This window comes from Streptacidiphilus melanogenes (genome assembly GCF_000787835.1).
Lineage (GTDB): Bacteria > Actinomycetota > Actinomycetes > Streptomycetales > Streptomycetaceae > Streptacidiphilus > Streptacidiphilus melanogenes.
In genome coordinates this window covers 165,736-191,645 of the sequence record NZ_BBPP01000010.1, presented here as the reverse complement: position 1 = coordinate 191,645, position 25,910 = coordinate 165,736, and the positions used below count along the sequence as shown (strand labels likewise).

General features: G+C 73.3%; 27 protein-coding genes and 1 pseudogene. 12 read left to right on the top strand and 16 right to left on the bottom strand.

The annotated features are described in order from the left end of the window. Positions 1 to 154 precede the first annotated feature (154 nt). On the bottom strand, positions 155 to 952 hold the full coding sequence (locus TR49_RS14425; RefSeq protein WP_042381573.1) for an SGNH/GDSL hydrolase family protein: 798 nt from the start codon (positions 950 to 952) through the stop codon (positions 155 to 157). A 131-nt stretch (positions 953 to 1,083) separates the two neighbouring features. Here TR49_RS14425 and TR49_RS42745 point away from each other — a divergent pair. Next, positions 1,084 to 1,188: pseudogene (locus tag TR49_RS42745) on the top strand (DNA-binding response regulator); the annotation flags it as partial. Between the two features lie 31 nt (positions 1,189 to 1,219). On the opposite strand, the gene TR49_RS14420 reads toward TR49_RS42745, so the two are convergent. The 3 genes from TR49_RS14420 to TR49_RS14410 form a co-directional block, all read right to left on the bottom strand. Next, complete coding sequence (locus TR49_RS14420; RefSeq protein ID WP_042381571.1) at positions 1,220 to 1,765, bottom strand: hypothetical protein; 546 nt, start codon at positions 1,763 to 1,765, stop codon at positions 1,220 to 1,222. Between the two features lie 63 nt (positions 1,766 to 1,828). Further along, entirely contained in the window at positions 1,829 to 2,257 is a 429-nt protein-coding gene (locus TR49_RS14415; RefSeq protein ID WP_042381570.1) for an OsmC family protein, read from the bottom strand. An 18-nt stretch (positions 2,258 to 2,275) separates the two neighbouring features. Then, complete coding sequence (locus TR49_RS14410) at positions 2,276 to 2,872, bottom strand: gamma carbonic anhydrase family protein (protein WP_084724891.1); 597 nt, start codon at positions 2,870 to 2,872, stop codon at positions 2,276 to 2,278. Between the two features lie 103 nt (positions 2,873 to 2,975). Here TR49_RS14410 and TR49_RS14405 point away from each other — a divergent pair, with 103 nt between their 5' ends. The 3 genes from TR49_RS14405 (at position 2,976) to TR49_RS14395 (ending at position 4,750) form a co-directional block, all read left to right on the top strand. After that, on the top strand, positions 2,976 to 3,413 hold the full coding sequence (locus tag TR49_RS14405) for a VOC family protein (protein WP_042381569.1): 438 nt from the start codon (positions 2,976 to 2,978) through the stop codon (positions 3,411 to 3,413). Positions 3,414 to 3,432: 19 nt separating this feature from the next. After that, positions 3,433 to 3,915, top strand: coding sequence for an SRPBCC family protein (locus TR49_RS14400; RefSeq protein WP_042381568.1), 483 nt, complete (start codon positions 3,433 to 3,435; stop codon positions 3,913 to 3,915). Positions 3,916 to 4,021: 106 nt separating this feature from the next. Beyond that, positions 4,022 to 4,750 carry a GntR family transcriptional regulator gene (locus TR49_RS14395; protein ID WP_042381567.1) on the top strand — a complete coding sequence of 243 codons (729 nt, stop codon included), beginning with the start codon at positions 4,022 to 4,024 and terminating at the stop codon, positions 4,748 to 4,750. 53 nt (positions 4,751 to 4,803) lie between these two features. On the opposite strand, the gene TR49_RS14390 is transcribed toward TR49_RS14395, so the two are convergent. The 3 genes from TR49_RS14390 to TR49_RS14380 all read right to left on the bottom strand — a co-directional run bounded on the left by TR49_RS14390 (position 4,804) and on the right by TR49_RS14380 (position 7,911). Next, on the bottom strand, positions 4,804 to 5,331 hold the full coding sequence (locus tag TR49_RS14390; RefSeq protein ID WP_042381564.1) for a hypothetical protein: 528 nt from the start codon (positions 5,329 to 5,331) through the stop codon (positions 4,804 to 4,806). A 63-nt stretch (positions 5,332 to 5,394) separates the two neighbouring features. After that, positions 5,395 to 6,537, bottom strand: coding sequence for an ROK family protein (locus tag TR49_RS14385; protein WP_042381563.1), 1,143 nt, complete (start codon positions 6,535 to 6,537; stop codon positions 5,395 to 5,397). Positions 6,538 to 6,732: 195 nt separating this feature from the next. Next, complete coding sequence (locus TR49_RS14380) at positions 6,733 to 7,911, bottom strand: type ISP restriction/modification enzyme (protein ID WP_042381562.1); 1,179 nt, start codon at positions 7,909 to 7,911, stop codon at positions 6,733 to 6,735. Between the two features lie 104 nt (positions 7,912 to 8,015). Between TR49_RS14380 and TR49_RS14375 the strand changes: the two genes are divergently transcribed. Beyond that, on the top strand, positions 8,016 to 8,438 hold the full coding sequence (locus TR49_RS14375; protein WP_042381560.1) for a GNAT family N-acetyltransferase: 423 nt from the start codon (positions 8,016 to 8,018) through the stop codon (positions 8,436 to 8,438). A 64-nt stretch (positions 8,439 to 8,502) separates the two neighbouring features. After that, on the top strand, positions 8,503 to 8,838 hold the full coding sequence (locus TR49_RS14370) for a hypothetical protein (RefSeq protein ID WP_042381558.1): 336 nt from the start codon (positions 8,503 to 8,505) through the stop codon (positions 8,836 to 8,838). On the opposite strand, the gene TR49_RS14365 is transcribed toward TR49_RS14370, so the two are convergent. The 5 genes from TR49_RS14365 to bioB form a co-directional block, all read right to left on the bottom strand. Beyond that, the gene (locus tag TR49_RS14365; RefSeq protein ID WP_042381557.1) at positions 8,791 to 11,361 is read right to left on the bottom strand and encodes an ABC transporter permease; all 2,571 of its coding nucleotides are present in this window, start codon (positions 11,359 to 11,361) and stop codon (positions 8,791 to 8,793) included. The two genes, TR49_RS14370 and TR49_RS14365, sit on opposite strands and share 48 nt — an antisense overlap. Before the next feature lie 14 nt (positions 11,362 to 11,375). Further along, complete coding sequence (locus tag TR49_RS14360) at positions 11,376 to 12,155, bottom strand: ABC transporter ATP-binding protein (RefSeq protein ID WP_042381556.1); 780 nt, start codon at positions 12,153 to 12,155, stop codon at positions 11,376 to 11,378. 352 nt (positions 12,156 to 12,507) lie between these two features. Next, positions 12,508 to 13,221, bottom strand: coding sequence for a dethiobiotin synthase (gene bioD, locus TR49_RS14355; protein WP_042381555.1), 714 nt, complete (start codon positions 13,219 to 13,221; stop codon positions 12,508 to 12,510). 189 nt (positions 13,222 to 13,410) lie between these two features. After that, positions 13,411 to 14,703 (bottom strand): adenosylmethionine--8-amino-7-oxononanoate transaminase, encoded by a 1,293-nt coding sequence (locus TR49_RS14350; protein WP_042381554.1) that lies wholly within the window; start codon positions 14,701 to 14,703, stop codon positions 13,411 to 13,413. Positions 14,704 to 14,723: 20 nt separating this feature from the next. Continuing rightward, complete coding sequence (gene bioB, locus TR49_RS14345; RefSeq protein WP_084724890.1) at positions 14,724 to 15,788, bottom strand: biotin synthase BioB; 1,065 nt, start codon at positions 15,786 to 15,788, stop codon at positions 14,724 to 14,726. A gap of 207 nt (positions 15,789 to 15,995) precedes the next feature. Here bioB and TR49_RS14340 point away from each other — a divergent pair, with 207 nt between their 5' ends. Together TR49_RS14340 and TR49_RS14335 are read left to right on the top strand one after the other, a co-directional pair. Continuing rightward, positions 15,996 to 16,727, top strand: a complete 732-nt coding sequence (locus TR49_RS14340) for a hypothetical protein (protein WP_152627254.1) — start codon at positions 15,996 to 15,998, stop codon at positions 16,725 to 16,727. 36 nt (positions 16,728 to 16,763) lie between these two features. Further along, a complete protein-coding gene (locus TR49_RS14335; protein WP_042381552.1) occupies positions 16,764 to 16,961 on the top strand; it encodes a hypothetical protein in 198 nt (65 codons plus the stop codon). 33 nt (positions 16,962 to 16,994) lie between these two features. Here the strand turns inward: TR49_RS14335 and TR49_RS14330 are convergent, their stop codons facing one another. Then, positions 16,995 to 17,897 (bottom strand): SDR family oxidoreductase, encoded by a 903-nt coding sequence (locus TR49_RS14330; protein ID WP_042381551.1) that lies wholly within the window; start codon positions 17,895 to 17,897, stop codon positions 16,995 to 16,997. A gap of 123 nt (positions 17,898 to 18,020) precedes the next feature. On the opposite strand from TR49_RS14330, the gene TR49_RS14325 reads away from it, so the two are divergent. Further along, positions 18,021 to 19,181: an 8-amino-7-oxononanoate synthase gene (locus TR49_RS14325; protein ID WP_042381550.1), complete on the top strand. Its 1,161-nt coding sequence runs from the start codon at positions 18,021 to 18,023 to the stop codon at positions 19,179 to 19,181. 524 nt (positions 19,182 to 19,705) lie between these two features. Here TR49_RS14325 and TR49_RS14320 read toward each other — a convergent pair. Beyond that, a complete protein-coding gene (locus TR49_RS14320) occupies positions 19,706 to 20,146 on the bottom strand; it encodes a C40 family peptidase (protein ID WP_052434297.1) in 441 nt (146 codons plus the stop codon). Between the two features lie 699 nt (positions 20,147 to 20,845). Between TR49_RS14320 and TR49_RS44500 the strand changes: the two genes are divergently transcribed. Continuing rightward, a complete protein-coding gene (locus TR49_RS44500) occupies positions 20,846 to 22,222 on the top strand; it encodes an SAM-dependent methyltransferase (protein ID WP_063770091.1) in 1,377 nt (458 codons plus the stop codon). A 79-nt stretch (positions 22,223 to 22,301) separates the two neighbouring features. Here TR49_RS44500 and TR49_RS14305 read toward each other — a convergent pair whose 3' ends face one another. Next, the gene (locus TR49_RS14305; protein ID WP_042381549.1) at positions 22,302 to 23,759 is read right to left on the bottom strand and encodes an MFS transporter; all 1,458 of its coding nucleotides are present in this window, start codon (positions 23,757 to 23,759) and stop codon (positions 22,302 to 22,304) included. 109 nt (positions 23,760 to 23,868) lie between these two features. Between TR49_RS14305 and TR49_RS14300 the strand changes: the two genes are divergently transcribed. Both TR49_RS14300 and TR49_RS14295 read left to right on the top strand, forming a co-directional pair. Beyond that, positions 23,869 to 24,594 carry a TetR/AcrR family transcriptional regulator gene (locus tag TR49_RS14300; protein ID WP_042381548.1) on the top strand — a complete coding sequence of 242 codons (726 nt, stop codon included), beginning with the start codon at positions 23,869 to 23,871 and terminating at the stop codon, positions 24,592 to 24,594. Between the two features lie 56 nt (positions 24,595 to 24,650). Next, positions 24,651 to 24,875, top strand: coding sequence for a hypothetical protein (locus tag TR49_RS14295; RefSeq protein ID WP_042381546.1), 225 nt, complete (start codon positions 24,651 to 24,653; stop codon positions 24,873 to 24,875). Positions 24,876 to 24,921: 46 nt separating this feature from the next. On the opposite strand, the gene TR49_RS14290 is transcribed toward TR49_RS14295, so the two are convergent. Next, positions 24,922 to 25,887: a cytochrome c oxidase assembly protein gene (locus tag TR49_RS14290; RefSeq protein ID WP_042381545.1), complete on the bottom strand. Its 966-nt coding sequence runs from the start codon at positions 25,885 to 25,887 to the stop codon at positions 24,922 to 24,924. Positions 25,888 to 25,910: the final 23 nt, after the last annotated feature.

The window sequence follows — 25,910 nt, the reverse complement described above, 5'->3', positions numbered from 1 at the left end:
GGGGGGCGCCCCGCCGCGATCAGCGGCTGCGTCTCGGGGCCACGCCCGGGCCTTGGCCGTCACACGCGGTGGAGCGGCGCCGGGCGGTACGGGCCTCCGGGCCGGGCCCGGCCTCAGCTCGTGCCGATCATGTCCTGCGGATCAGGCCCGCGGATCAGGCCTGGGCCTCGCCCGGGTAGGCGTCGAGGGTGGGGCGCTTCGCCGGGCGGTTGTCGCCGCTGGAGCGGCCGGTGAGGCGGCGGCCGATCCACGGCAGCACGTGGACGCGGATCCAGCGCAGGTCCGCGCTCAGCTTGGTGAGGCGGGGGATCGGCGCGGCTGCCGGGAGGGGCTCGCGCCAGTCGAACGCGGCCGGGTAGCCGAGCGCCTGCAGGACGCCCTCGGCGACCCGTCGGTGGCCCTCGGCGGAGAAGTGGAGCCGATCCTCGGCCCACATCCGCGCGTCGTCGAAGGCCGGCACATGGAACAGGTCCACCACCACGACGTTGTCGTGCTTGGCCGCGAAGTCGCGGACGAAGCCCTGCAACCGCAGGATCTGCGGCATCAGCCGCGCGCTGCCGCGCATCCGGCGGCTCGGGTCGACGCTGTGGAACATCACGACCTGCCGCGCCTGCGCGGCGACGCGCTGCGCGAGCGCGGCGAGGGTGCGTTCCACGTGGTCGATGTCGCAGCCGGGCCGCATCACGTCGTTGAGCCCGCCCGCGAGGGTCACCAGCTCCCCGCCGAGCGCGACCGCGGCGTCGCCCTGCTCGTCCGCGATCTGACCGATGAGCTTGCCCCGCACCGCCAGGTTGGCGTACCGGAACCCGTCCTCCGCGTCGGCCGCGAGACGCTCGGCGACACGGTCGGCCCAGCCCCGGTAGTGGCCGTCCGGGAGGAGGTCGTCGCACATGCCCTCGGTGAAGGAGTCGCCGAGGGCGACCATGCTGCGGAAGCGGGGCGGTTGATTCATAGTGCAACGATTCTAGGGGCGCGTGTCGCCACCGGACACGCCGGGGGCGGGAGGGGTACCCCGCACCCCCGGCGCCACTCACGCCCCCCAGCCCCTCATGTCCGGCGCCTCACTCCGTGCGCGGCGCCGTGGCGGTGGCCAGGCACACCGCCTCGGGTTTCGTCCGGCTCGACCTGCAGCCCTCCGACGACGACAACCGCCGCGTGCCGGCGGTGCTGGCCTACCTCGACGGCTGAACGTCCCGCCGGTGGGCGGGCGGAGCGGGGTTCAGTTGCCGGCCGGGCGGCTGAGGTACACGGTGCGCAGCTTCGCCTGGCGGGTGGCGGGCCAGTTGACGTACCAGCCGAGCGGGCCGGCCGAATCGGCCAGCACGCCGATCCCGGCACCCCGGTAGTGCGCCGCGGCCACGGCGATGGTGCGCCCGGGCCGCTGGAAGAACGGCTCGCCGGGCCGGGGCTTGTTGTACTTCGCGTCGAGCTTCTCGACCTTGGCGATCGTGTCGCGGAGCGTCCGTTCCACGTGGGCGGCCCACTCCGCAGGCGTGCCGACCCGCTCCAGGCGGCAGCGGCTCCACGGGAGCAGGAACCCACGGCGCGCCCGCGCGTACACCACGAGCTTGATCTTGTCCTCGCCGGCAGGGATGTCGGCCGCCCCGTCCGAGAGGATCAGCAGCAGGGCGACGGCCAGTGCGAACACGGCGCCCACGGGCAGCAGGACCCACTGCGCCAGGAACTGGCACCACACTCCGAACCGCGACCGCCGCGGCAGCGGCATCAGCTCCTGCAAGGTGGGCGGTGCTTCGAACTCTCCCATGGACCTACCTCCCCGTTGACCGCCGGTCAGCATAGCGGCCGGTCAACGGGGTTCCTCAGCCGGTCAGACGTCCTCGATGACGGAGGTGACCGGCGTGCCCAGCTCGACCGTCCGACTGACGGTGCACAGGCGGTCGTGGGAGGTCTTCACCGCGCGGGGCAGGATCGCGCGGGCGCGGTCCCCGCCCTCTCCCTCCGGGAAGCTGACGCGGAAGGAGACGGCCAGGTTCGTCATGTGCTGACCGTCCTCGTCGCTGACCTTGTCGCCCTGCACGGAGACGGTGAACTCCACCGGCTCCGCGTGGCGGCTGGTCGCGATGTCGGCGTCGACCGCCGTGCAGCCCCCGATCGCCGCGAGCAGCAGCTCGACCGGGGTGAAGTCGGCGTCGCCGGTGGAACCGAAGGTGATGCTGCCGCCGCGGACGTTGGTCGCCGTGTACCGGCCCGCGCTGGTGCGCTCGATCCGGACGGAACGCAGGGTGTCGTCGCTCATGCGGACGACACTATGCGATCACGGCGCGGCGGGGCCTTCGACCGGGCGGATGTCCCGGTGCTGGGCCGCGAGGGCGACGTACCACTCGGAGTTGAGCCTGAGGTTCGCCCGCTCCTCGTCCGTCAGCTCGCGCCGGACCTTCGCCGGGACTCCCGCGACGAGCGAACCCGGCGGCACCTGCATGCCCTGCGGCACCAGCGCGTTCGCCGCGACCAGCGAGCCGGCCCCGATCGTCGCGCCGTTCAGCACCGTGGCGCCCATGCCGATCAGGCAGTCGTCCCCGACGGTGCAGCCGTGCAGCACCGCGTTGTGCCCGACGGACACGCGCGCCCCGACCTGCACCGGGAAGCCGAAGTCCGCATGCGCGGAGCAGTTGTCCTGCACGTTGCTGTCGGGACCGATGCTGATCGTCTCGCAGTCGCCGCGCAGCACCGCGCCGTACCAGACGCTCGCTCCCGGGGCGAGCCTCACGTCCCCCAGCACGGTGGCGTTGACCGCGACGAAGGCCGTGTCGCTGATCTCGGGCGTGCGCCCGGCGACGGAGGCCACCAGCGGGGCGGGGCCGGGGACGGGGGAGTGGACGGCGGGGGACTGCGGGTCGAGCGGCTGGGCCATGGGGGCTCCCTTGCGGAGGGTCGTTGCGCGCGGTCGTGCCGGCCCCCGATCCTGCCGGATGTCGTGCGGCGGTTCTCGCCCGGGCCCTGTCTAGCCTGTCGGTATGACTCTTCCCGCGGCGATCAGCGTCATCACGCTCGGCGTCACCGACCTCGACCGGAGCGTCGCCTTCTACCAGGCACTCGGCTGGCCGCTCTCCTCCGTCTCGCAGCCGGGCACGATCGCCTGGTTCCGCACGGCGGGCGCCACCCTCGGCCTTTTCCCGACGCAGGACCTCGCCGCGGACGCGGGCGTCCCCGAGGGCGGCGAGCCGGTCTTCCGCGAGGTCACCCTGGCCGTCAACCTGGGCAGCCGCGAGGAGGTCGACGCGGCCATGGCCGTCGCACTCGGCGCGGGCGCGGATCTGGTGAAGGCCCCCGTGCCGACCGAGTGGGGCGGCTACAGCGGCTACTTCGCCGACCCCGACGGCCACCTGTGGGAGCTCGTGCACGCACCGGGCTTCGCGCTCACGGGCGACGGGCGCGTCGACATGCCGGCCTGAACCGGCCGAGACTGGCGGCATGGCCCTCTCCTCCCGCCAGGCCGAACTCCACCGCTACCGCTTCAGCTCCCGCTGGCAGTTGCAGGCCGCGTACGAGCGCGTCTTCGCGGCGCTGGCCGCTCCGATCGACTACCCGTTGTGGTGGCCGCAGATCACCGAGGTGCGACAACTGACGGAGGACAGCGGGCGGATGCGCTTCCGCTCGCTGCTCCCCTACGAACTCCACGTCACGGCCTTCGCCGTGCGCCACGACCAGGACGCCGGCGTCCTGGTGGCCCGCCTCACCGGCGATCTCGACGGCCTCACCCGCTGGACGGTGAGCCGCGGCCCGGAGGCCGGGCGGACGGTCGCGGTCTTCGACGAGGACGTCGAGGTGCGCAAGCCGCTGATGCGGCTGCTGGCCCTGCCCGGAAGACCGGCATTTCGGGCGAACCACGCCTGGATGATGCGCTGCGGACGCCTCGGACTGGCCCGCCACCTGGGCGTCTGTCATTGGTCTTGACCAATGCCCCGGCTGCCCCTATGGTCGCCTTAAAGCAACGTCCTTTAATAAATAAGGGATCGTAATCACGCCCCTGTCAGCAGGGCGCACACAGCCGGAGGCCAGGGTGGGGACCACAGCGACCGCGGCGGTACCGGAACCGAAGTACTGGCAGCTGCGCACGGTTCTGGTCCGAACCATCGACGAGGAGTTCCACACCGGCGAGGTGCTCCCCAACGAGCGCGACCTCGCGGCCCGCTTCGGGGTCGCCAGGGCGACCCTGCGCCAGGCCCTGGACCAGCTCGAACTCGAGGGCCGCCTGGTCCGCCGTCGCGGCATCGGCACCCTGATCGCCGCGCCCCGCATGGGCATCCCCGTCGCCGAGGCGTCCAGCCGCGACACCTGGCGCATCGTCGACTGCGGCATCGGCGCCGCGCCCGCGGCGGTCGCCGCGGCCCTCGGGATCACGGGCGACGAGCCGGCCGAGGTGCACACCGTCCGCCGGGTCCGGATGATGGCCGGTCAGGCCGTGGGCACCGAGACCCTCTTCGTCCCCGCCGCCGTCATGCCGCACGTCCCCGGCTTCCTCGCGGAGTCCAGCCGGGCACGGGCGGTACTGAAGCAGTTCCAGGCCCTCCCGATCGAGGGCGAGTCCCGCGCGGTCGAACTCGGCGTCGCCGAGGAGGAGCAGGCCCGCCTCCTGGAGCGCCCCCCGGGCATCCCCGTCCTCGTCCTCACCACCCGCTACGCCGGCGACGCCGGCAAGACCCTCGCCGTCGCCATCTCCACCTACCGCGCAGACACCTGCAAGCTCACCTTCGGCGACGCGGGAGTCGAGGTCCGCGCGGCGTCCTGACGACGCCCGCTTCCGCGGCTCTGCGACGGGCGGCCGACGGGTGGCCTCGGGCGTCAGAGCTGCGGCAGCCGGTCCAGCTCCGTCGGAGAGCGTCGCTCCTCGAGCCAGAAGAGATAGACGCGGAGGTGGGAGGCCAGCTCGCCGTCGAGGTAGGCGGTGCAGTCCTCGGCGGCCGCGGCCACCCCTTGCCCCGCCTTCGCGTCGTCGGTCTCCCACGCGGCTCGCCGACTCCGCAGGTACTCCCTGATCCGTCCTCGATCCCGCCACCAGGCCCGGACCGTTGCCGGCGTCCAGTGGGCGTCGCCGTCGCAGCCGTAGCCGGAGAACGCCTCGGCGTCCGCTGAGTCGGCCAACTGCCGAAGCTCCTGTGCCGTTCGGGGCTGCCGGTACACGTATTCGGTGAAGTAGTCGGCCTCGTAGAGCACAAGCCCCGGTGCGTGGAGGCGGCCCGTGCCGCAGTTGTCCGTTTCGGCCCCGTAGAAGGGCCCGGGTATGTTGAGCCACTTCCGGTCCGACCACCGCCCCATGAACGCTCCGCGCGCATCGCCGAGCAGAGGGACTGGATCGAAGTAGAGCTCCACGGCTGAAGGATAACCAGGCGCCGAACGCTTCGCGTGGCAGTCGGAAGCCCCCTGATGGCTTGTCTACTGCTCGACCGAGAACAGTTGCTTCTCCGCGTGGTCGAAAGCCAGCTTCACCGCGCCGATGGCGATCGCGGCATCGCCCAGGGCGGCGAGTTGGACCTCCGGGGGGCGCAGGCAGAGCCGGCCCAGCTGCTTGCGGAGCGGCTCGACGACGCCGTCGAGGCCGCTGGCCCAGCCGCCGATGACGACGATCTGGGGGTCCATCGCCAGGACCAGCGCGGCGACGTCGCGCACGAGGCGGGCGACGAAACGGTCGCGGACGTCCATGGCGACGTGGTCGCCCTGCTGAGCGAGGCTCAGGACGCGGGCGACCGCGGCCTCGTCCAAGGGGTCGCGGAGCTTGCTCTCCGTGGTGGAGAGCAGCTGGGAGGGTTCGTCCTCCTGGCCGAGGAGGTGGAGGCTGCCGATCTCGCCCGCCGCCCCGCCGAAGCCGCGGTGGAGGCGGCCGCCGATCAGGGACCCGGCGCCGGGGCTGAGGCCGGCGAGGACGAAGACGACGTCGCCCATGCCGACGGCCGCGCCCTTCCAGTGCTCGCCGATCGCGGCCAGGTTGGCGTCGTTCTCCACCAGCACCGGGCAGCGGAACGAGCGGCGCAGCCGGTTGGCGAGGTCCAGACCGGTCCAGCCCGGCAGGGCCGTGCCGAGCTGCACCACCCCGTCCGCGTCCACGACGCCCGGCGTGCCGACACCGACCGCCCACAGGGACTCGCGGGAGACCCCGCCGCGGCGCAACAGTTCGGCGACGGTGGCGCGGACCAGGGCGAGGCGTTCGTCGGCCTCGGTGGTCTCGTCGATGGGGCGGCCGTACGCGCCCAGCGTGCGGCCGCGCAGGTCGGAGATGATGGCGCGGGCGCCGTGCGTGCCGATCTCGATGCCGAGCAGGTGCCCCGCCTCCGCGCGGAAGCGGAAGTGCCGCGCGGGGCGGCCACGTTGCCGTACGCCCTCGTCGACGGCCTCGACCTCGGCGACGAGGCCCGACTCGATCAGACCCTCGATGACGCCCTCGACGGTCGGGCGGGACAGTCCGGTCTCGCCCACCAGCTGGGTGAGCGTCAGCACGGCCTGGCCGCGAAGAGCCCGCAAGGTCACCGCGGAGTTGATCCGCCGCAGCAGTGAGGAATCACCACCGGTGAGCTGGGCCACTCTCGGTCCTTCCGCGCTTCCCGTGTCCGTGTCGACACCAGACGTCGACGTATGGCGGATGGTAGCCGGGGCGGTGACGCTCAGGCGAGCGTCTCCGCAGCTCAGTCGGTGCTTCGGTATCAAACGGCAACACTTCGGCGGCGTCCTCGGCGGCGTCCTCGGCGGTGTCTTCGGCGCTGTCGTCGGGCGGAGCCCTCACAGCAGCGCGTACTGGCCCTCGGGGCCCTCCTCCAGGCGGTCCAGCACGGAGGCGGGCCGGCGGGCGGTGGCCGGGACCGGGAGGATCGCCGCTTCGTACAGGTCCGCACGGGTGAACCAGGGACCGCCGTCGGCGGCCAGCGTGTCCTGCGCGGGGACCAGGTCGGCCAGCAGCGCCAGCGTCGTCGCCAGCTCGATCAGCTCCGTCGTCGCCCGCTGCGGCCAGACCGTCAGACCTAGCGCGCCGAGCGTCCCGCTGGGCGCGCTCCGGAAGGCGGTGCGGTCGGCGAACCACTCGCGGAGCGTGGGCTCCGCCGCCCAGGCCGAGGCCGGAACCGGCGCCAGCCGGCCCTCGCCGAGCAGCAGCGTCTCCTCGTCGGCGTCGTAGCCGAGCTCCAGCGGGTGCCGGTCGACGGGGTGGCGGATGAAGGTCCGCCGCCCGTCGGGGGGCCGCAGCCCGGGACGGACGAAGGTGTGCAGGTCGACGACGCGGCGGCCCAGGGCGACACCCGCGGCCCAGGTGGCGGCGGATCGCGGCAGCGGGACGGCGTCGCGCGGCGCGCCCGGGCGGGCGCAGACGGCGGCGATCCACGCGAGCACGTCCTCGGCGGTGACGGCGGTGGCGTAGGCGCGGCGCAGGAACCGCAGCAGGCCGGGCGCGAGGTTCGGCTCGCGGCCGTCGGGACGTCGGTGCAGCGGGTGGGCCCGCACGCCCGGGTCGACGGGCAGCTCCGCGCTGACGGTGACCGGCGCGGGGCCCGGCCGGCCGTCAGGCTGCAGCAGCAGGTAGCGCTGGCGCGGGCCGTCGGCCCGCCAGAGCTCGGGGCGGGCCTGGTCCAGCAGCCGCTGGTCGGCGAGCATCCAGGCGCGGTCCAGCGGGCGGTGACGGACGCGCACCAGCGGCGGCTGTTCGCCGGGCTCCCGGGAGAGCCGGCGCGTGCTCGTCCGTTGGCCCGGCAGACCGGGGACGGCGGACTCGGGGGTGCGGGCGCGCGTGGGCTCGAAGAGCTCGGCCCGCTCGGTCGCCTCCGCGGACGCAAGGCGACGCCAACGCTCCTGCAGCACCTCAGGATCGGCGGCGACGACCCACGCCCGGCCGGTGCGGACGCCGCGCACGGCCCACGGCAACAGGTCGCCGACGGACGTCGGCGTCTGCTCCCCTCCCGTATCGGCCACACAGACATGCTAGGGGGAGCGTTCCGGAGCCCACCGGTACACCGCTCGTCTTGACTGCTGGAAAGGCCGGCGGGCCGCCCCGCGCGCCTGCTTGGCTGGGCGCCGTGGAAGAACTGCGCATACGCACCGCCGAGGTGAGCGACGTGGTCGCCGTCCTCGGCTTCTGGAAGGTCGCCGCCGAGGGGACGAGCGTCAGCGACGACGTCGCCGGGGTGACCCGGCTGATCGAGCGCGACCCCGAGGCGCTGATCCTCGCCGAGCGGGGCAGGGAGCTGGTCGGCACCGTCATCGCGGGCTGGGACGGCTGGCGTGCCAGCCTCTACCGGCTGGCGGTGCACCCCGGCCACCGGCGGCGGGGCGTCTCCCGGACGCTGCTCGACGCCGCCCACGCCCGGTTCCTCGCCGTCGGGGGCCGCCGCGCGGACGCCATGGTGCTGGTCGCCAACGAGACGGGCCAACAGGCCTGGACGGCGGCCGGATACGAGCGCGAGGAGCACTGGCGCCGCTGGGTCCGGCCGCTGGGCTGAGCGCGCAGGCGCAGCCCCTCGCGCACCGCGTCGGTTGTCAGTGTCGAGGCGTACGGTCGAGCGTATGGAGGCTCAACTTCCGCACACCCGCCCCGACCTGACCGAGCTGCGCGCCGTCGGCGGCGCCCTGCTGACGCGCCTGGCCGAGCTGCGGGAGCGTGACGTCGTGGTGTCCGACGAGCTGTGGCGCGCGGCGGAGCGGTTCCAGCCGTTGCTGGACGGGGTCGATCCGGAGCCGGAGGAGGCCGAGGAGCTCTGGGAGTCGGCGCTCGCCCTGCCCCGCCTGCTGACGCAGGCCGGCCCCGCCGCGTCGCCCGCTCCGCCCGAGCCGAGCGCCGTGCCCGCCCCCGGGTTACTCGTGCGCGATGGCGTCGAGCACGTTGAGCCGCGAGGCGCGTAGCGCCGGGCCGAGGGCCGCCAGCAGGCCCACCACCGCCGCGCCGATGACCACCGCGATGATCGTCGACCACGGGATGGCCAGCGACTGGAGCCCCTTCGCCGCCAGCAGCCGCTGCGCCGCCAGCCCCCACCCGAGGCCCAGCCCGAGACCGAGCACCGCCCCGAACAGCGCGATGACGACCGCCTCCAGCCGCACCATCCGCCGCAACTGGGCCCGCCCGAGCCCGATCGCGCGCAGCAGCCCGATCTCCCGCGTCCGCTCGATGACCGACAGCGCCAGGGTGTTCACCACCCCCAGGATCGCGATGATGATGGCCAGCGCCAGCAGCCCGTAGACCAGGTTGAGCAGCAGGTCGATCTGGCCCCGGACCAGCTTCTTGTAGTCCGTCTGGTCGCGCACCTGCACCTGCGGGTCCTTGGCCAGCGCCGTCGTCAGCGCGCTCTTGACCTGCTCCTTGTCGGCGCCCGGGGCGACGTTGACGAAGACGATGTCGTCGAGCGCACCCGGCACGTACTGACGCAGCGTCGAGGACGCGACCACCGGCTCGTCACCCAGGCCGCCCGGATTGGTGTCCGTGACGTCGATCCCGCCGACCGTCAACGTGCCGGCCCGGCCGCTCTGGAAGAGGATCGTGACCGGGCTGCCCAGGTGGAGGCCGTGCGCGTCGGCGTAGTTGGAGCCGATCATCGCGTGGCCGGGCGCGGTGCCGGCGGCGACGGTGCCGTTCCGCATCTCGATCCGCACCACTTTGTCCAGGCCCGGGCTCGTGCCCACCACGACCGTCTTCTGCTGGGTGCCGTCGGCAGCGACGAGCGCGCCGCGTGTGCCCTGGCCGCGGACCGCCAGGCCCACCCCCGGCGTGGCCTGGACGGTGTCGCCCACCTCGTTCGGGAACGGCAGCCCGGTGCTGTTCTGCACGATCAGGTCAGCGCCGATGGTCTTGTCGATCTGCGCGTCGAAGGAGGCCGCCATCGAGGAGCCGACCACCGAGAGGGACGCGACCAGCGCCAGCCCGATCATCAGTGCGGACGCCGTGGCGCTGGTGCGGCGCGGATTGCGCAGCGCGTTGCGCTGGCTGAGCGTGCCGACGGGGCCGAAGACCCGTGGGAACCAGCCGCCGACCAGCCGGATCACCGGCGTGGCCAGCAGCGGCCCGATGATGATCAATCCGACCAGGCTCAGCAGGACGCCCCCGCCGAGCAGGATGCCCGCCTGGCCGAGGTCCTTGTCCGTCGCTGCCCCGACCAGCAGGCCCGCCGACACGGCCAGCACCACCAGCCCCACCACGGCCCGGATCCGCAACGGCGCGCCACGACCGGGGGTGTCCGCCTCACGGAGCGCGGCCATCGGCGAGATCCGCGACGCCCGCCGCGCGGGCAGGTAGGCCGAGACCGTGGTGACGATGATCCCGACGGCGTAGGCGGCCACGATCGTCGGCCAGTGGACGGCCAGTTGGCTGCCCTTGAGCACCATGCCGCCGCGCGCGATCAGCTTGATCAACCCGAGGGCGAGACCCACGCCGAGGAAGAGCCCGAGCGTCGAGCCCATCAGCCCGAGCAGCGCGGCCTCCACCAGCACCGACCGGTTCACCTGCTCCCGGCTCGCGCCGAGGGCCCGCATCAGCCCGAGCTCGCGGGTGCGCTGCGCGACCAGCATCGAGAAGGTGTTGAGGATCAGTGAGACCCCGACCAGCACCGCGATCCCGGCGAATCCCAGCAGCGCGTCCTTGATCACCGACAGGAAGGCGCCGAGGGTCTGCGCCGCGTCCTTCGCGGTCTGCTCGGCCGTCTTCACGTCGTAGGCGCTGCCGACCACGGGCGCGACCCGGTCGCGCAGCTGCTCGTTGGTGACCCCCTTCGCCGCGGTCAGGTCGACGGAGGTGAACACGCCCTCGTGTCCGAGGAGTCGGCGCTGCGCGGTGCCGGTGTCCAGGAAGACGAGGGTGGCGCCGGGGTTGGTCGTGTTGAACGTCGCGATGCCGGTCAGCCGCACCGGGAACCCGCCCGTCGCCCCGATGACGTGCAACTGCTGCCCGAGGACCAGGTGGTGCTTGCTGACCGTGTCGGAGTCCACCACCACCTGCCCGTCTCCGGAGGGGGCGGTGCCGGAGGTGAGATCGACGGGCGAGTTGGGCCCCGGGCTCCAGTTGATCCCGATGGTCGGGGCGCCGCCGATCGCGCCGATGCTCTTGTTGTTCGCGTCCGTCAGCACGATGCCCGCCATCGACACGCGCCCGTTGACGGCCGCGACGCCCGGTATGTGCGCGACCTGCGGGATCAGGGAGGCCGGGACGGTCGGCACCGTCCCCGAGAAGTTCTGGTCGTTGCGCCCGGCGACGTCGTTGTGGGCGGTGATGCTGACGTCCGCCGAGGTGGAACGGAAGAGGCGGTCGAAGGTCGAGCCGATGGTGTCGGTGAACATCAGCGTTCCGGCGACGAACGCCACCGAGAGCAGCACCGCCAGCATCGACAGGGCGAGGCGGCCCTTGTGGGCGAGGAAGCTGCGCAGCGTCGCCTTGAGCATGTCGGCCCCCGGCCTCAGTCCGCGTCCGGTGCGGGCAGCGTCACCTGACTGCCCCCGCGCACGTCGAAGCGGCGCATCCGTTCCAGCACGGCGTCGGCCGTCGGCCCCTCCAGCCGGTCCACGATCCGCCCGTCCGCGAGGAAGAGGACCAGATCGGCGAAGGACGCCGCGTTCGGGTCATGGGTCACCATGACCACCGTCTGCCCCAGCTCGTCCACGCTCCGCCGCAGGAAGCCGAGGACCTCGGCGCCCGAACGCGAGTCGAGGTTGCCCGTCGGCTCGTCCGCGAAGATCAGCTGCGGCCGCGCGGCGAGGGCCCGCGCGACGGCGACGCGCTGCTGCTGCCCGCCGGACAGCTCGTGCGGCCGGTGCCGCAGCCGGTCCCCCAGGTTCAGCGTCTCCACGACCTGCCGCAGCCAGGCCGCGTCCGTCCTGCGCCCCGCGATGTCGCCCGGCAGTGTGATGTTCTCCTCGGCGGTCAGTGTCGGCAGCAGGTTGAACGCCTGGAACACGAACCCGATGCGGTCGCGGCGCAGCCGCGTCAGCGCTCTGTCGCCGAGGTGCGACAGCTCCGTGTCGCCGACGTACACCTCCCCGCCGGTGGGCTTGTCCAGCCCCGCGAGGCAGTGCATCAGCGTCGACTTCCCCGACCCCGACGGCCCCATGATCGCAGTGAAGCGCCCGCCGTCGATCTCCACGTCCACGCGGTCCAGCGCGAGGACGGCGGTCTCGCCGCTCCCGTACGCCTTGCACAACCCCACCGCCCGCGCGGCGGGCTGTCCGCTTGCCGCCATCCCTCTCCCCCTCGCCGGGCGGGTGGAACAACTTCACCCCGAGCCTAGGCGCGTGTCTGCGGGGCGGCATCCGCCGCACGATCGAGGAGAGACCCTTAGGCAGTTCGGGGGGTGACCCTCAGGGGCGCGGGGAACTGCGCGAGCAACCACCGGCGTGCGGATGGCCCTGCACGCCGATGACCACCCGCATGCCGGTGGCTTGTCGCGCAGTTCCTCGCGCCCCTGGACGGTGCAGCTCCTCGCGTGAGCGCAGCGGACCGTGGGTCGCGCCCGCGCTGGGGGCACCTCCCGGCCGAAGGCCGGGGGGGAGGAGCCGCAGATCGGCAGTTCCTCGCGCCCTGGACGGGCCCCCTTACGGGGCCCAGGTGCCGCCGAGGGCGGGGGCGAGGGAGGCGCGGGCGATCGGGAGGAAGGCGGCGGCCGTGACCTCGGGGCCCGCGCAGGCGGTGGGGAGCGCGCCCAGCAGCGGGGCGTCCGCGACCAGCGGGAGGTCGGCGAGGTTGCAGCGCATGGCGAGGTCCGGCTCGGAGGGCCAGCCGCCGATGACGATGCCGTGCAGCGGGATGCCACGGGCGCGGAGCGCCTCCGCGGTGAGCTCGGTGAGGTTCAGCGTGCCGAGCCCGGCGGTCACCACGACCAGCGCCTCCGCCGTGTGGCCCAGCGCGGCCAGCTCCGCCGGCACGTCCGCCAGCGACGAGCCCTGCGCGTCGAAGCGGACGAGCAGGCCGCCTGCGCCCTCGACGAGGACCAGGTCGTGCGTCTCGGCCAGCCGCGCCGCCTCGGCGGCGATATCCGCCGGGGTGAGGGTGCGCATCCCGGCCCGTGCCGCCGCCGTGCCCGGAGCCAGCGGCTCCGGGTAGCGGGCGAGCTCGCTGAACGTCAGCTCGCCCGCCAGCCGTCGCACCTCCTCCAGGTCACCGGGCTCGCCGGGGGCCATGCCGGTCTGCGCGGGCTTCATCACGGCGACCTTCCGCCCGTCGGCGGCGGCCAGCGCCGCGACCGCCGCCGTGGTGACGGTCTTGCCGATCTCCGTGTTGGTGCCGGTCACGAGAAGGATGGTGCTCACGGTGCGGGGTCGCTTCCTCGTTGGGGTGGTGGGGTGGAAACCGGTGGGGACACGGCCCGGCCGGTGCCCGACAGTGCTGCAGCATGCGGTCGCCGGACCCGGCCCGCGCTGCGGGCCGGGTCCGAGCGCGAGGGAACCGTCGAATCGCGGCGAACCGCGCGGCGAAGAACCGCGCCGTGCCCGCGGGGCTCAGCCCGCGGCCGCCGCCGCGCGGACGCCTGCGCACAGGGTCGCGAGGTCGGCGTCCGAGGTAACGTACGGCGGCATGGTGTAGACGAGGTCGCGGAACGGCCGCAGCCAGATGCCCTCCCGGGCGGCCGCCGCCGTCGCCGCGCGCATGTCGACGTCGTGGTCGAGCTGGACGACGCCGATAGCGCCCAGCACGCGCACGTCCCGCACGCCGGGGAGATCGCGCGCCGCGGCCAGGCCCGCGTCGAGCCCCGCGCCGATCCGCTTGACCTCCTGCTGCCAGTCCTGGCCCAGCAGCAGGTCGATCGAGGCGTTGGCGACCGCCGTCGCCAGCGGGTTGCCCATGAACGTCGGGCCGTGCGCCAGCACCGGGACCTCGCCCCGGCTGATGCCCTCGGCCACCCGGGTGGTGCACAGCGCGGCGGCCAGCGTCAGGTAACCGCCCGTCAGGGCCTTGCCGACGCACATGACGTCGGGCGAGACGCCCGCGTGGTCCGCGGCGAAGAGCGCGCCGGTACGGCCGAAGCCGGTGGCGATCTCGTCGAAGACCAGCAGCACGTCGTGTGCGTCGCACAGCTCCCGCAGCACGCGCAGGTACGCGGGGGAGTGGAAGCGCATGCCGCCGGCGCCCTGGACGACCGGCTCGACGATCACGGCCGCCGCCTCCGCCGCGTGGCGGGCCAGCAGCTCCTCCAGATGCGCGACGTAGGCCGGGTCCGGAGCGGCGTCGAAGCCGTCCGGCGGCGCGTCGGCGAAGATCTGACGCGGCAGCACCCCGGTCCACAGCTGGTGCATCCCGCCCTCGGGATCGCACACGGACATGGGCTGGAAGGTGTCGCCGTGGTAGCCGCCGCGCCAGGTCAGCAGCCGGTGCTTCTCCGGGCGGCCCTGCGAACGCCAGTACTGCAGGCACATCTTGGCCGCGACCTCGACCGAGACCGAGCCCGAGTCCGCGAGGAAGACGTGTTGCAGCGGCTCCGGCGTCAGCTCGACCAGCCTGGCCGCCAGCCGGACGGCGGGTTCGTGGGTGAGCCCGCCGAACATGACGTGGCTCATTCGCCCGAGCTGGGCGCGGACCGCCTCGTCGAGGACGGGATGCCCGTAGCCGTGGATCGCTGACCACCACGAGGACATGCCGTCGATCAGCTCCTCCCGCCCTTCCACGGGGCGGGCCAGCCGCAGCCGGACCCCGCTCGCGGAGGAGACGGGGTAGGGCTCGGCCGCGCCCGGCATGGCTCCGTAGGGGTGCCAGACGTGGGCGCGGTCGAGCTCCAGCAGCCGGTCGACGTCCATGACCCCGGAGGAGTCAGTGCTCACGCGTTCGGCGGCAGGTCGGTGCCCGCACCGCGACGGCGCACGGCGACGTCCGCGTGCTCGCGGTCGCGCGGCAGGGTGGCCTCGTCGGAGCCCTCCACCACGAAGCCCGCGTCGGCGATCATCTCGAGGTCGGCCTGGCCGGCCTGGCCCTCACTGGTGAGGTAGTCGCCGAGGAAGATCGAGTTGGCGATGTGCAGCGCCAGCGGCTGCAGCGAACGCAGGTGCACCTCGCGGCCGCCGGCGATGCGGACCTCCATGTCCGGGAAGCAGAACCTGACCATCGCCAGGATGCGCAGGCAGCGCTGCGGGGTGAGGTTCCACTCCTTCGCCAGCGGCGTGCCCTCGAACGGGATCAGGAAGTTGACCGGCACCGAGTCCGAGCCCAGCTCGCGCAGCGCGAAGACGACGTCGACGAGGTCGTTGTCGCTCTCGCCCATGCCCGCGATCAGACCTGAGCAGGCGGACAGACCCGCACCCTGCGCCTTCTGGACGGTGTCGACGCGGTCGGAGAAGTCGTGCGTGGAGCAGATGTCCTCGTACGTGCCCTCGGAGGTGTTCAGGTTGTGGTTGTAGGCGTGCACGCCCGCGTCGCGCAGGCGCTCGGCCTGGCCGTCGGAGAGCAGGCCGAGGCAGGCGCAGATCTCGACCTTCTCGTTCTCCTCCTTGATCGCCGCGATGGTGTCGGCGACCCGGTCCACGTCCTTGTCCGTCGGGCCGCGCCCGCTCGCCACGAGGCAGACCCGCTTGGCGCCGCCCGCGACACCGGCCTTGGCGGCGGCCGCGGCCTGGTCCGGCTTGAGCCAGGTGTACTTGAGGATCTCGGCCTTGGAGCCGAGGCGCTGCGAGCAGTACGAACAGTCCTCCGGGCAGAGCCCGCTCTTCAGGTTGACCAGGTAGTTGAGCTTGACGCGGCGGCCGAAGAACGCCCGGCGCACCCGGCCGGCGGCGGCGACGACGTCGAGCAGCTCGTCGTCCGTGGTGGCGAGGACGGCGAGCGCCTCCTCACGAGTGGGCATTTCGCGGTCGAGCGCCTTGGAGACGAGTGTGTCGAGCAGGTCCATGGCAGCGATCCTGCCTTGCCGGGATCGAGCGCCGCCATAGCGGAACCGCATAGAACATCTCACACAGCACTGGGTGTGTTGTCCTGGATCACCCACTTCCGAGGACAATCGTCCCCGGCGAGAGCCCGCCAAAAGGGCGCGCGAAGGCCCTGGCCAGCGCAGACCCGGCTCGTTCGGACGGGCGTTTGAGGCCTACACTCAGTCAGCATGACGACCAGCGGAGAGCCGGCTCCGGACCATCGGCCCCGCCGTACGCGCGCGCTCGCGCTGATAGGCGCGCTCGCGGTGGCGGCCGCGGTGACGACCTGGGCGGAGGTCCACTACGCCGGCGGGGGCACGGGATCCGGCAGCAGCAGTGGCGGCAGCGTGTCCCAGGACAGCCTGTCCGCCCCCCAGGGCGGTGACAGTGCCGCCTCGGCCGCTCCCTCGACCGTGCCGGAGTCCACGGAGATCCTCCCGGCCACCGTCGAGGTTCCCGCCGGGGTCGGCAACCCGAACCCGTTCCAGGCCACCCGCTACGCCCTCGCCACCGCGTCGAACTGCGCGGACGTCCTGGCCCCGAACGCCCCGGCCGGCGTCACCACCTCCTGCCAGGGCTACGTCGCGGCCACCTACGTGAGCACCGACCGCACCGTGATGGCCTCGGTCACCGTCCTCGGATACCCGGACGCGGCGACCGCGCGCCGCGCAGAGCCGCTCTTCGGCACCGCGAGCCAGGCCGGCATGGTCGCGACCTTCCGCCAGCCCACGCAGGAACTCCCGGGCGTCACCCAGGCGATCGCCACGGAGCAGCAGCGGGTCCAGCAGATCGGCCGCTTCGTCACCGTCGTGCAGACCGCCGCGGTCAACGGGGCGAACCAGACCTCGACCGCCACCCTGACCGCCACGCAGTACGCGCTGTCGGCGGACGTCGGGGATGCGGCCATCTGGGTCGAGTGAGATCGAGCAGGACGGAGTGAGGCGGGAGGCGCCGGCATGAACGAGCCCGGGTCCGAGGGTTACTGTCCGGCGCCGGTACCCGCCGCCGTCCCCGTGAGGGCGGAGCCCGGCGAGCCGGTGGCGGCCTGCGTGCTGTGCGACGAGCCGACGGAGTACGCCGCCGACACCCCGGGCGCGCCGATGTGCCCGCGCTGTGAATGGCAGCAGGCCCAACGCGGCGCCTGCTCGGGCTGAACTCCCGCCCGGCCGATCCGCGCCGAGGCCGGATCAGAGCGGGCCGAGCTTCGCCTCCAGGGTCGAGGCCCAGTACGCCGCCCAGTCGGGCTGCGAGCCGTCCGCGTCGGTGAATCCGTAGCGCGGTGCCAACTCCCAGGTGGCGAGGGCCTTTCCGGAGAGCTCCAGGACATCCGGGTCCGCGGCCAGCGCCACGACCGCGCGACCGAGGTACGCCGGGCTCTCGGATGCCACGAAGTCGGCGTCCACCGCCGCGCCGTCACGCCAGTTGGCCTCGGTCACACCGCAGACCTCCAGCACCGCCTCGGAGCGCAGGAACCCGGGCGTCAACGCCACCGCCGCCACGCCGTGTTCGCGCAGTTCGGCCGCCTGGGCGACGGCCAGACGGATGACGGCCGCCTTGGCCTGGTCGTAGAAGAAGGAGCCCCGGTACCGCGCGGTGTTCCCGTCCGTGACCTCCACGACCAGGCCCCGCCCGCGCGCGACGAGGAGCGGCAGCGCATGGTGGCTGGTGATCACATGCGTGTCCACCGCACGCCGGACGAGCCGCAGGCCCTGGTCGAGGTCCTGCTCCCACAGCGGGCGGCCCCACTCGGTGAGCGGATCGCCGCCCCACACGCAGTTGACCAGGACGTCCAGTCGCCCGGACTGCTCCGCGTCGATCCGGGCCACCAGCTCCCGCACCTGCGCGGGCTCGCTGTGGTCGACGCGGACCGGGATGCCGGTGCCGCCCGCCGCGGAGACGGCCTCGGCCGTCTCCTCGACGGTCTCCGGGCGGTCCAGGTCCGAGCGCCCGGTGGCGCGGCTGCTGCGGCCGGTGACGTAGACCGTCGCCCCGGCAGCGCCCAGTTCCACGGCGATGCCGCGCCCGCCGCCGCGGGTGCCTCCGGCGACGAGGGCGACCTGTCCCCTGAGCGCTCCTCCAGCGGTTCCCATGGTTGCGCACCTCCATTTATAAACAGCCGTTCATTTATTCAACCACGACGTCCCCGACAGGCGTGATCCATGTCGCACCGAGGTGAGTTGTCCCGTCGGGGGGCGAGCTGACAGGGTCGGCCCATGAGCATCGCCACCGCGGACCCGTTCGCCTGGATCGACAGCGCCGCCGAGCAGCGTCGCAGCGCCGGGCTGGTGCGGACGCTGCGTCCCCGTCCCGCCGTCGGCGACGTGCTGGACCTCGCGAGCAACGACTACCTCGGCCTGACCCACGATCCCCGCGTCACCGGGGCCGCCGCCGACGCGGCGCTGCGCTGGGGCGGCGGGTCCACCGGCTCGCGCCTGGTCACCGGCACCACCGAGCTGCACGCTGAGCTGGAGCGCGAGCTCGCCGAGTTCTGCGGGGCCGAGGCCGCGCTCGTCTTCTCCTCCGGCTACACCGCGAACCTCGCGGCGCTGACCGCGCTGACCGGCCCCGGTGCGCTGATCGTCTCCGACGCGCTCAACCACGCCTCGCTGATTGACGGCTGCCGCCTGTCCCGGGCCCGGATCGCGCGCGCCGCGCACCGGGAGCCGGACGCTTTCCGCGCCGAGCTGGCCTCGCGGAGCGAGGAGCGGGCGATCGCCGTCAGCGACACCGTCTTCTCCGTCGACGGCGACGCGGCGCCGTTGGCCGAGCTCGCCGCGGTCTGCCGCGACCACGGCGCGGCGCTGGTCGTGGACGACGCCCACGGCCTCGGTGTGCTCGGTCCCGGCGGTGCGGGCGCGACGGCCGCAGCCGGGCTCGCGGGGGCGCCCGACGTGGTGACGACGGTGACGCTCTCGAAGTCGCTCGCCTCCCAGGGCGGCGCGGTTCTCGGCCCGCGCCGGGTGATCGAGCACCTGGTGCAGTCGGCGCGCACCTTCATCTTCGACACCGGTCTCGCTCCGGCCGCGGCGGGCGCCGCGCTCGGCGCGCTGCGCGTGCTGCGCGCCGAGCCGGCCCGCGCGCAGCGCGCGCGTGAGGTCGCCCACGCCCTGTCGACCGCGCTGCGGGCGGAGGGCCTCAAGGCGAGCGTCCCTGACGCGGCCGTGGTCGGCGTCCGCGCCCCCTCCCCGGAGACGGCGCTTGCCTGGGCGACGGAGCTCCGCACTCGCGGCCTCGGCGTCGGCTGCTTCCGCCCGCCGTCCGTCCCCGACCGCTTCTCCCGCCTCCGGCTCACGGCCCGCGCGGACCTGACGGACGCCCAGATCGCCTGGTCCGTCCGCCTCATCGCCGAAACCGCCCCGCAGGGCGCTCGCTAGCCCGTCAGGGTCGACGGGCGGACGCGACCGGCCGCGCCTTGCGCCTGCACGCCGGGGTCCAGGCGTGCCCGCGTGGCGTCGCCACGCGGGGAACCGGGAAACCCCGCGCCAGCCGGACGATCCCGCCGCGCGGGCCTGGTCGGCCGCGGCGGCGCGGACGTGCTGCGGGGTGCCTCCCCTGTCCCAGGCGCGAGTCCTGCTTCTGCTGCTGGACGGTGTGCCCGCGCGTCGGCGTGAGGGGCGCGGGCAGTCCTCGAGTCCCGCGGAGTTGCCGGTCGGCGCGGTTCCGGGCCCCTGGACTGCGTGACTTCCGCGAGGTGGCGGGCTGACCTGGACGGGCGGGTGGGGCGTGACCCTCGCGATCGACTTGGTCCGGTCGTTCAGCCACACCCCGTTCCCGCGCCGGATTCGGCCGGGAGAGTGACGCGCCCGTCCGCCGCGCGCGGTGTCGGCCGGGCTTCCATGGCGGCCCGGTCGACACCGGCCCTCAGAGCGGCCGAATCCGGCGGCCCATCGAGCCCGCCTCAGCTCACGCGGCCGAACCAGACCGAGCGGGTCCAGATGCGCTCCAGCTTCACGTAGCTGCCGGAGTGCGGCGCATGCCAGATCTCCCAGTGACCGGCGTAGATGCCGACGTGGTAGACGTACGAGCCGTAGTGGAAGAAGACCAGGTCGCCCGGCCGCAGCTGGGAGTACGAGATGTGCCGGACCCGGTTGTACTGCGCCTGCGCGGTCCGCGGCAGGGGGCGGCCGACGCGGCGGAACGCGTAGTAGGTCAGGCCCGAGCAGTCGAACGCGCTGGGGCCGGTCGCGCCCCAGCGGTAGGGGTCGCCGTGCTTCGACTGGGCGACGCCCAGGGCCCGCTGCCCTATCGTCAGGGTGCCGGCGTCGGCGTTGGGCGCGGTCGCCACCGTGCCGCCGAGGAGGACGCCAGTGGTGGCGAGGGTGGTGATCCCGGTCCTCAGCCGCCGGGTGTGCTGCCTGGTCCGATCGACGCTGTGGTGCCTACCGGTGTTCACACCGTGGCCCTCGGGGCGGCGTGCGCGTCGGCCCCGGCTCTGCCCGTTGCAGTGGTTCTGGTTCTGGATGTGGTTCAGGGCATGGTGATGCGCGGAATCATTGGACGCGGACATGCGGAAGCCCTTCCGGAACCGCCTACGAAAGTCGTCCCTGTCGGGTTCGGGCTCCAGAAGCTGCCCGGCCGCGTGCCATTTCTGCGTGCGGCTTCACCCCAAGGCCCGGCGTTTCCCTGACGCCGTGCCGTCCTGCCTGGGTCTCCCGTTCTCGCCTGTCAGGTGTGTGTGAGCACCTGGCGTCCGACCGGTGGCGAGACTAGGCGTCCGGCCGGACCGCCCCGCCACGGTGGCGAGGACTTTGTTCGTTCGGCGGACAGTATTGGCAGGTTTTTATGGCCGCTTCACGTTCCGCCGGACCATTGTGATTCTTGTCACGCCTGGTTTGTGGCGCAATTCTTGCTGCGTTCGGAGCAACCCTGATCCTTATCGGAAAATCCATTTCTTTCGCCGGGAATAGGGAATGACCTGGGCGAATGCGCTAATCGGAGGAACGCGTTCACCTGGACGGACCACGCCGTTCGGCGACCGCCGACCGGCCGGATCCTCATCCCCTTCCGCGTGGCGCGACACGCCGCCTAGATTGGGTGGGTGACCCATGATCAGGAACCTGGCAGCCCGTCCGGGGCCCCGCTGCCCGAGGGGGTCGGCCGCACCGCGCTCGGGGTCGCGCTGGCCCGCGCCGTCGAGAGCGCCCGTCCGGACCGGCTCTTCGACGACCCCTACGCCTCCGTCTTCCTGCGCGCCGCCGTCGCCGCGGAGAACGGCCCCCGCGCCCCGCGCGCAGAGCGCACCGACGCGTGGGCCGCGATGGCCGCCCACCTTGTGCTGCGCACCGCCTACTTCGACGACTACCTGCGGGACGCGGTCGGTCCGGACGGCGGCTGCACCCAGGTGGTCCTGCTCGCCGCGGGCCTCGATGCGCGCGCGTTCCGCCTCGACTGGCCCGAAGGCGTGCGGCTGTTCGAGCTGGACCTGCCGGAGATGGTCGCCTTCAAGGAGCGCGTCCTCGCGGAGGCGGACGCCCACCCGCGCGTCGAGCGGCACGTGCTGACGGCGGATCTGCGCGAGGACTGGGCGGCGCCGCTGCGCGCCGCCGGTTTCGCCCCGGAGCAGCCGACCGCCTGGCTGGTCGAGGGCCTGCTGATCTACCTGGACGCCGCCGACGCGGCCGCGCTGCTGGACCGGCTCGGCGCTCTCTCCGCCCCGGGCAGCCGCCTCGCACTGGTCCGGGACGGCGCCCTGCGCCGCACCCGGGAGATGGCCCGGCGTGACCCGGCCATGGCGCCGGCCACCCGCCTGTGGCGCGGCGGCCTCGGCCGCAACCAGGCGCAGTGGCTGCGCGCCCACGGCTGGCTGGTCCACGAGACCGACGAGCGGCAGCTGTGTGAGCGCTACGGCGCCGACCGGGTGACCGACGGTCAGGGGTTCCTGCTCGCCGTCCGCCCCTCGCCCGCGGAGTCCGCCGAGCGCCCGCGCCGCGCCGCGGCCCGGCTGCTGGTGCTGGACCCGGACGGCTCGGTCTTCCTCCAACTCCACCACGACGCCGAGGTCGGCCCCCACTGGGTGCTGCCGGGCGGAGGCCTGGAACCGGGCGAGGCGCCGCTCGCCGGCGCGCTGCGCGAGACCGTCGAGGAGACCGGCTGGACCGACGTCGTCACCGGCCCGGAACTGTGGCGTTGGGAGCACGACTACCACCGCCCGGACACGGGCCTGGTCCGGCAGCACGAGGTGATCTTCCTGGCCTCGGCCCCGCACCGCGATCCGGTCGGGGACCTGACGGCCTCCTTCGCGGCGGACGGCATCCTCACCTGCCGCTGGTTCACCCCGAAGGAGCTGTCCGGGGTGCCGGAGGTGCTGTGGCCGCCGACGCTGGTCTCCCTGCTGGAGGACCTGCGCCGCGACGGCCCCCCGACCGAACCGATCGACCTCGGCTACGTGCCGAACCAGTACCCCGGCGCGGAGTAGTCGCCGATCGACGAACGCGCGGATGCGCGGCTCCGCCCGTGTGGTGGCGGAGCCGCGCGGCCGGGGGTGCGGCCGGGACTCAGTGCGGCTGCTCGGCGCGGGGCATGCGCGGCAGAGCGAAGGTCGTGAGCCCGACCAGGGCGATGACGGCGACGACGGCGGCGAGGGTCCAGCCTGCGGCGGTGACCGAGCCGTGGTGGGAGGCCCAGGACAGGAATGCCGTGCCGAGGGCCGCGACGCCGATCGAACCGCCCAGCTCCTGGAGGGCGTTGAGCACGCCCGCCGCGGAGCCCGACTGCTCGGAGGTGACGCCGGTCAGAGCGATCTCGAACATCGGCCCCATCATCAGGCCCATGCCGACGCCCGTGACCACCAAGGCGGGCAGCAGGTCCCAGGTGGTGACCGGAAGACCCCAGTGCGCCAGGCTCGCCCAGAGGGCGAGGGTGCCGAGGGCCATGATCACGGCTCCGGCGTGGATGACCCGGCGTCCGAACCGCGCGCCGAGGACCGCGCCGGCGGCCACCGCGCCCACCACGATCCCGAGCGACATGGGGATGAAGGTCAGGCCCGCGTGGAGCGCGGTCCAGTGCGCGCCGAGCTGGAGCGTCAGGGTGAGGGTGAGGATCAGGCCGGTGATCGCGGCGTTGAACAGCGCGACGACCACGATCGCGTAGCGGAACGCGCCGCCGCGGAAGAGGGCGGGATCGACCAGCGGTGCGCGGCCGGCCGCGGCCTGGCGGCGCTGGAGCGCGGCGAAGCCGGCGAAGATCGGCAGCGAGAGCGCCATGGAGACGAACGTCCAGCTGGGCCAGCCGAGTTCGCGCCCCTGGATGAGCGGATAGACGAGCAGCACCATCGCGGTGCTGAGGACGGCCACGCCGGGCAGGTCGAGGCGCCGGGCGCCGGTCGTGCCGCGGTCGGCGGGGATGGCGCGCAGGCCGAGCAGCGTGGTGGCGAGGCCGACGGGCAGGTTGATCAGGAAGATCATGCGCCAGCCGGTGCCCCACAGGTCGGAACCGACCAGCAGGCCGCCGAGCGAGGGTCCGGCGACGGACGAGAGGCCGAGGACGGGCCCGAAGGCGCCGAAGGCCTTGCCGACCTCCTCGGCGGGGAAGACCGCGCGGATGATCCCGAGCCCCTGCGGGATGACGAGCGCGGCGAAGGCGCCCTGGCAGGCGCGGGCGCCGATGAGCATCCCGGCGCCGGTGGCCGCCGCGCAGAGCGCGGAGCAGACGGTGAAGCCGACCGTGCCGAGCAGGAACATCCGCTTGCGGCCGACCAGGTCGCCGAGCCGGGCCCCGGTGATCAGCAGCATCGCGAAGGCGAGCGTGTAGGCGGCGCTGACCCACTGGATCTGGCTGGTCCCGCCGCCCAGCGCGCTCCGGATGGTCGGCGCGGCGACGTTGATGATCGTGGTGTCGAGCAGGTCCATGATCTCGGCGAGCAGGATGGCGGCGAGCGCGATCCTGCGCAGCGGATGCGCCACGACGGCGGGCGGCGGGTCCGCGCGGACCGAGTCGGGCGTGGCGGTGGACATGGGAGCTCCTCGAGGAGTCGGCGGTCGTCGTCGATGTGACCGAACAGCGTTCGTTGCTACGAACACTGTTCTACTAGCGAACGCCGTTCGTGTCAACTAGGCTGTCCTCATGACGACTGCGTCCACGCCCACCTGGCCTGGCTCCTTCGGTGCGGAACCGCGCCGGAAGAGGCGGGCGCTCAGCCGCGAGCTGATCGTCGAGACCGCGCTCAAGATCGTCGACACCGAGGGCCTGGACGCGCTGAACATGCGCCGGGTCGCCCAGGAGCTGGGCACGGGCGCGGCCTCGCTCTACGCGCACGTCGCCAACAAGGACGAACTGCTGGCGCTGCTGCTCGACCGCGTCTACGGGGATCTGGACCACCCGGCGCCGGATGCGGAGCGCTGGCGCGAGCAGGCCAAGGACTTCCTGCGGCAGCAGCGCGACAACCTGGTGTCCCACGGCGACCTGGCCCGCGCGGCGATGATCCAGAACATCCCCACCTCGCCGGGCGCGCTCGACGCCGCCGAGACGATGCTGGCGTTGCTGCGCGCCGGCGGGCTGCCGGAGCAGGTCTGCGCCTACGCGGTGGACGTGATCAGCCTCTACGTCGTCGCGACGGCGCTGGAGGAGAGCTCGCGCCAGGGGCCCGGCGGGGTGCCGGACGAGGGACAGGTCGAGGCCTACATCGGCGGCGTGCGCTCCTTCTTCGCGTCGTTGCCGCCGGAGCGCTACCCGATGATCGTGGCCATGGCCGGGGCGCTCACCCGCAACGTCGGCGACGAGCGCTTCGAGTTCGGCCTGGACCTGCTCTTCGACGGCCTGACCGCCCAGGCTGGCCGCACCTTCGACTGAGGCGCATCCTGGTCTGAGCGGGCCGGCACGTCACCGTGGCCCCGGGAGGATCGGACATGAACGTCTACGGAATGCGCGCGGAACTCGGGGACCAGGGCGCCGTCAAGATGTGGCACATGACCAAGGACGGCGCGCTGACCGCCCTGTGCAACCGCGACCTCGACCCGGCCGCGCCGGTCGACCACGACTCGGCGTGGACGCACACCAAGCAGCCGCTCTGTCACACCTGCGGCGCGCTCTACCTGCGCCAGGTGCCCTACGAGAGCATGATCAGCGGCTAGGCCCCGGCCGCGGCAGCTGACCGACCCGAACGGGTCGGACGGCGGGTCAGCCCGCCTGGCGCCGGCCCAGACGGGCCAGGTAGGCGTTGTAGGCCTCCAGCTCCTGGTCGCCGTTGCGGTCCGCGACGCGGTCCTTGCGCCGGGAGACCCGCTCCTCGGACTTGGCCCACTGGAAGGTGAGCGCGATCAGCACCACGGCCGTCGGGATCTCGCTGAACGCCCAGGCGAGCCCGCCGGCCAGGTGCTGGTCGGTGAGCGGGTTCACGTGGATCGACGCGGGCGGGTGCGCGAAGGTGTTCACCATCAGGCCCGAGGCCATCATCACGGCCACGCCGAAGAAGGCGTGGAACGGCATGCCGACGAAGAGCTCCAGGATCCGCAGCACGTAGCCCGGACGGTGCGGCCCCGGGTCCACACCCATGATCGGCCAGAAGAAGGCCAGGCCGACGGCGAGGAAGTGGACCATCATCGCGAAGTGACCCCACTGCGACTTCATCAGGAAGTCGAAGATCGGGGTGAAGTAGAGCCCGTAGAGGCTGGCGATGAACAGCGGGATCGTGAACGCCGGGTGCGAGATCACCTTGACGTAACGCGAGTGCAGCAGCGCCACCAGCAGCTCGCGCGGGCCGCGCCTGCCTCGCCCGGCCGGGCGCAGCGCACGCAGCGAGAGCGTGATCGGCGCGCCCAGCAGCAGCAGAATAGGCGTCAGCATGGACAGCACCATGTGCTGCATCATGTGCGCGCTGAGCATCACCATGCCGTACTGGCCAAGGCCCGTGCAGGTGACCATCACCATCGTGGCGAGGCCGAGCAGCCACGCGACCAGGCGGCCGACCGGCCACTTGTCGCCGCGCCGCCACAGCCGGACGCAGCCTGCGACGTAGCCGACCAGCAGCACGCTCGCGAACGCCAGGAACGACCAGTCCGCCGAGGGGTGGAACGCCAGCGCCCGCCCGAAGGTGAAGGGCGCGAGCTCGTGGTCCATACCCGGCATGCCCGGCATGCTGCCCATCGGCGGTCCCTGCTTCCCTCGTG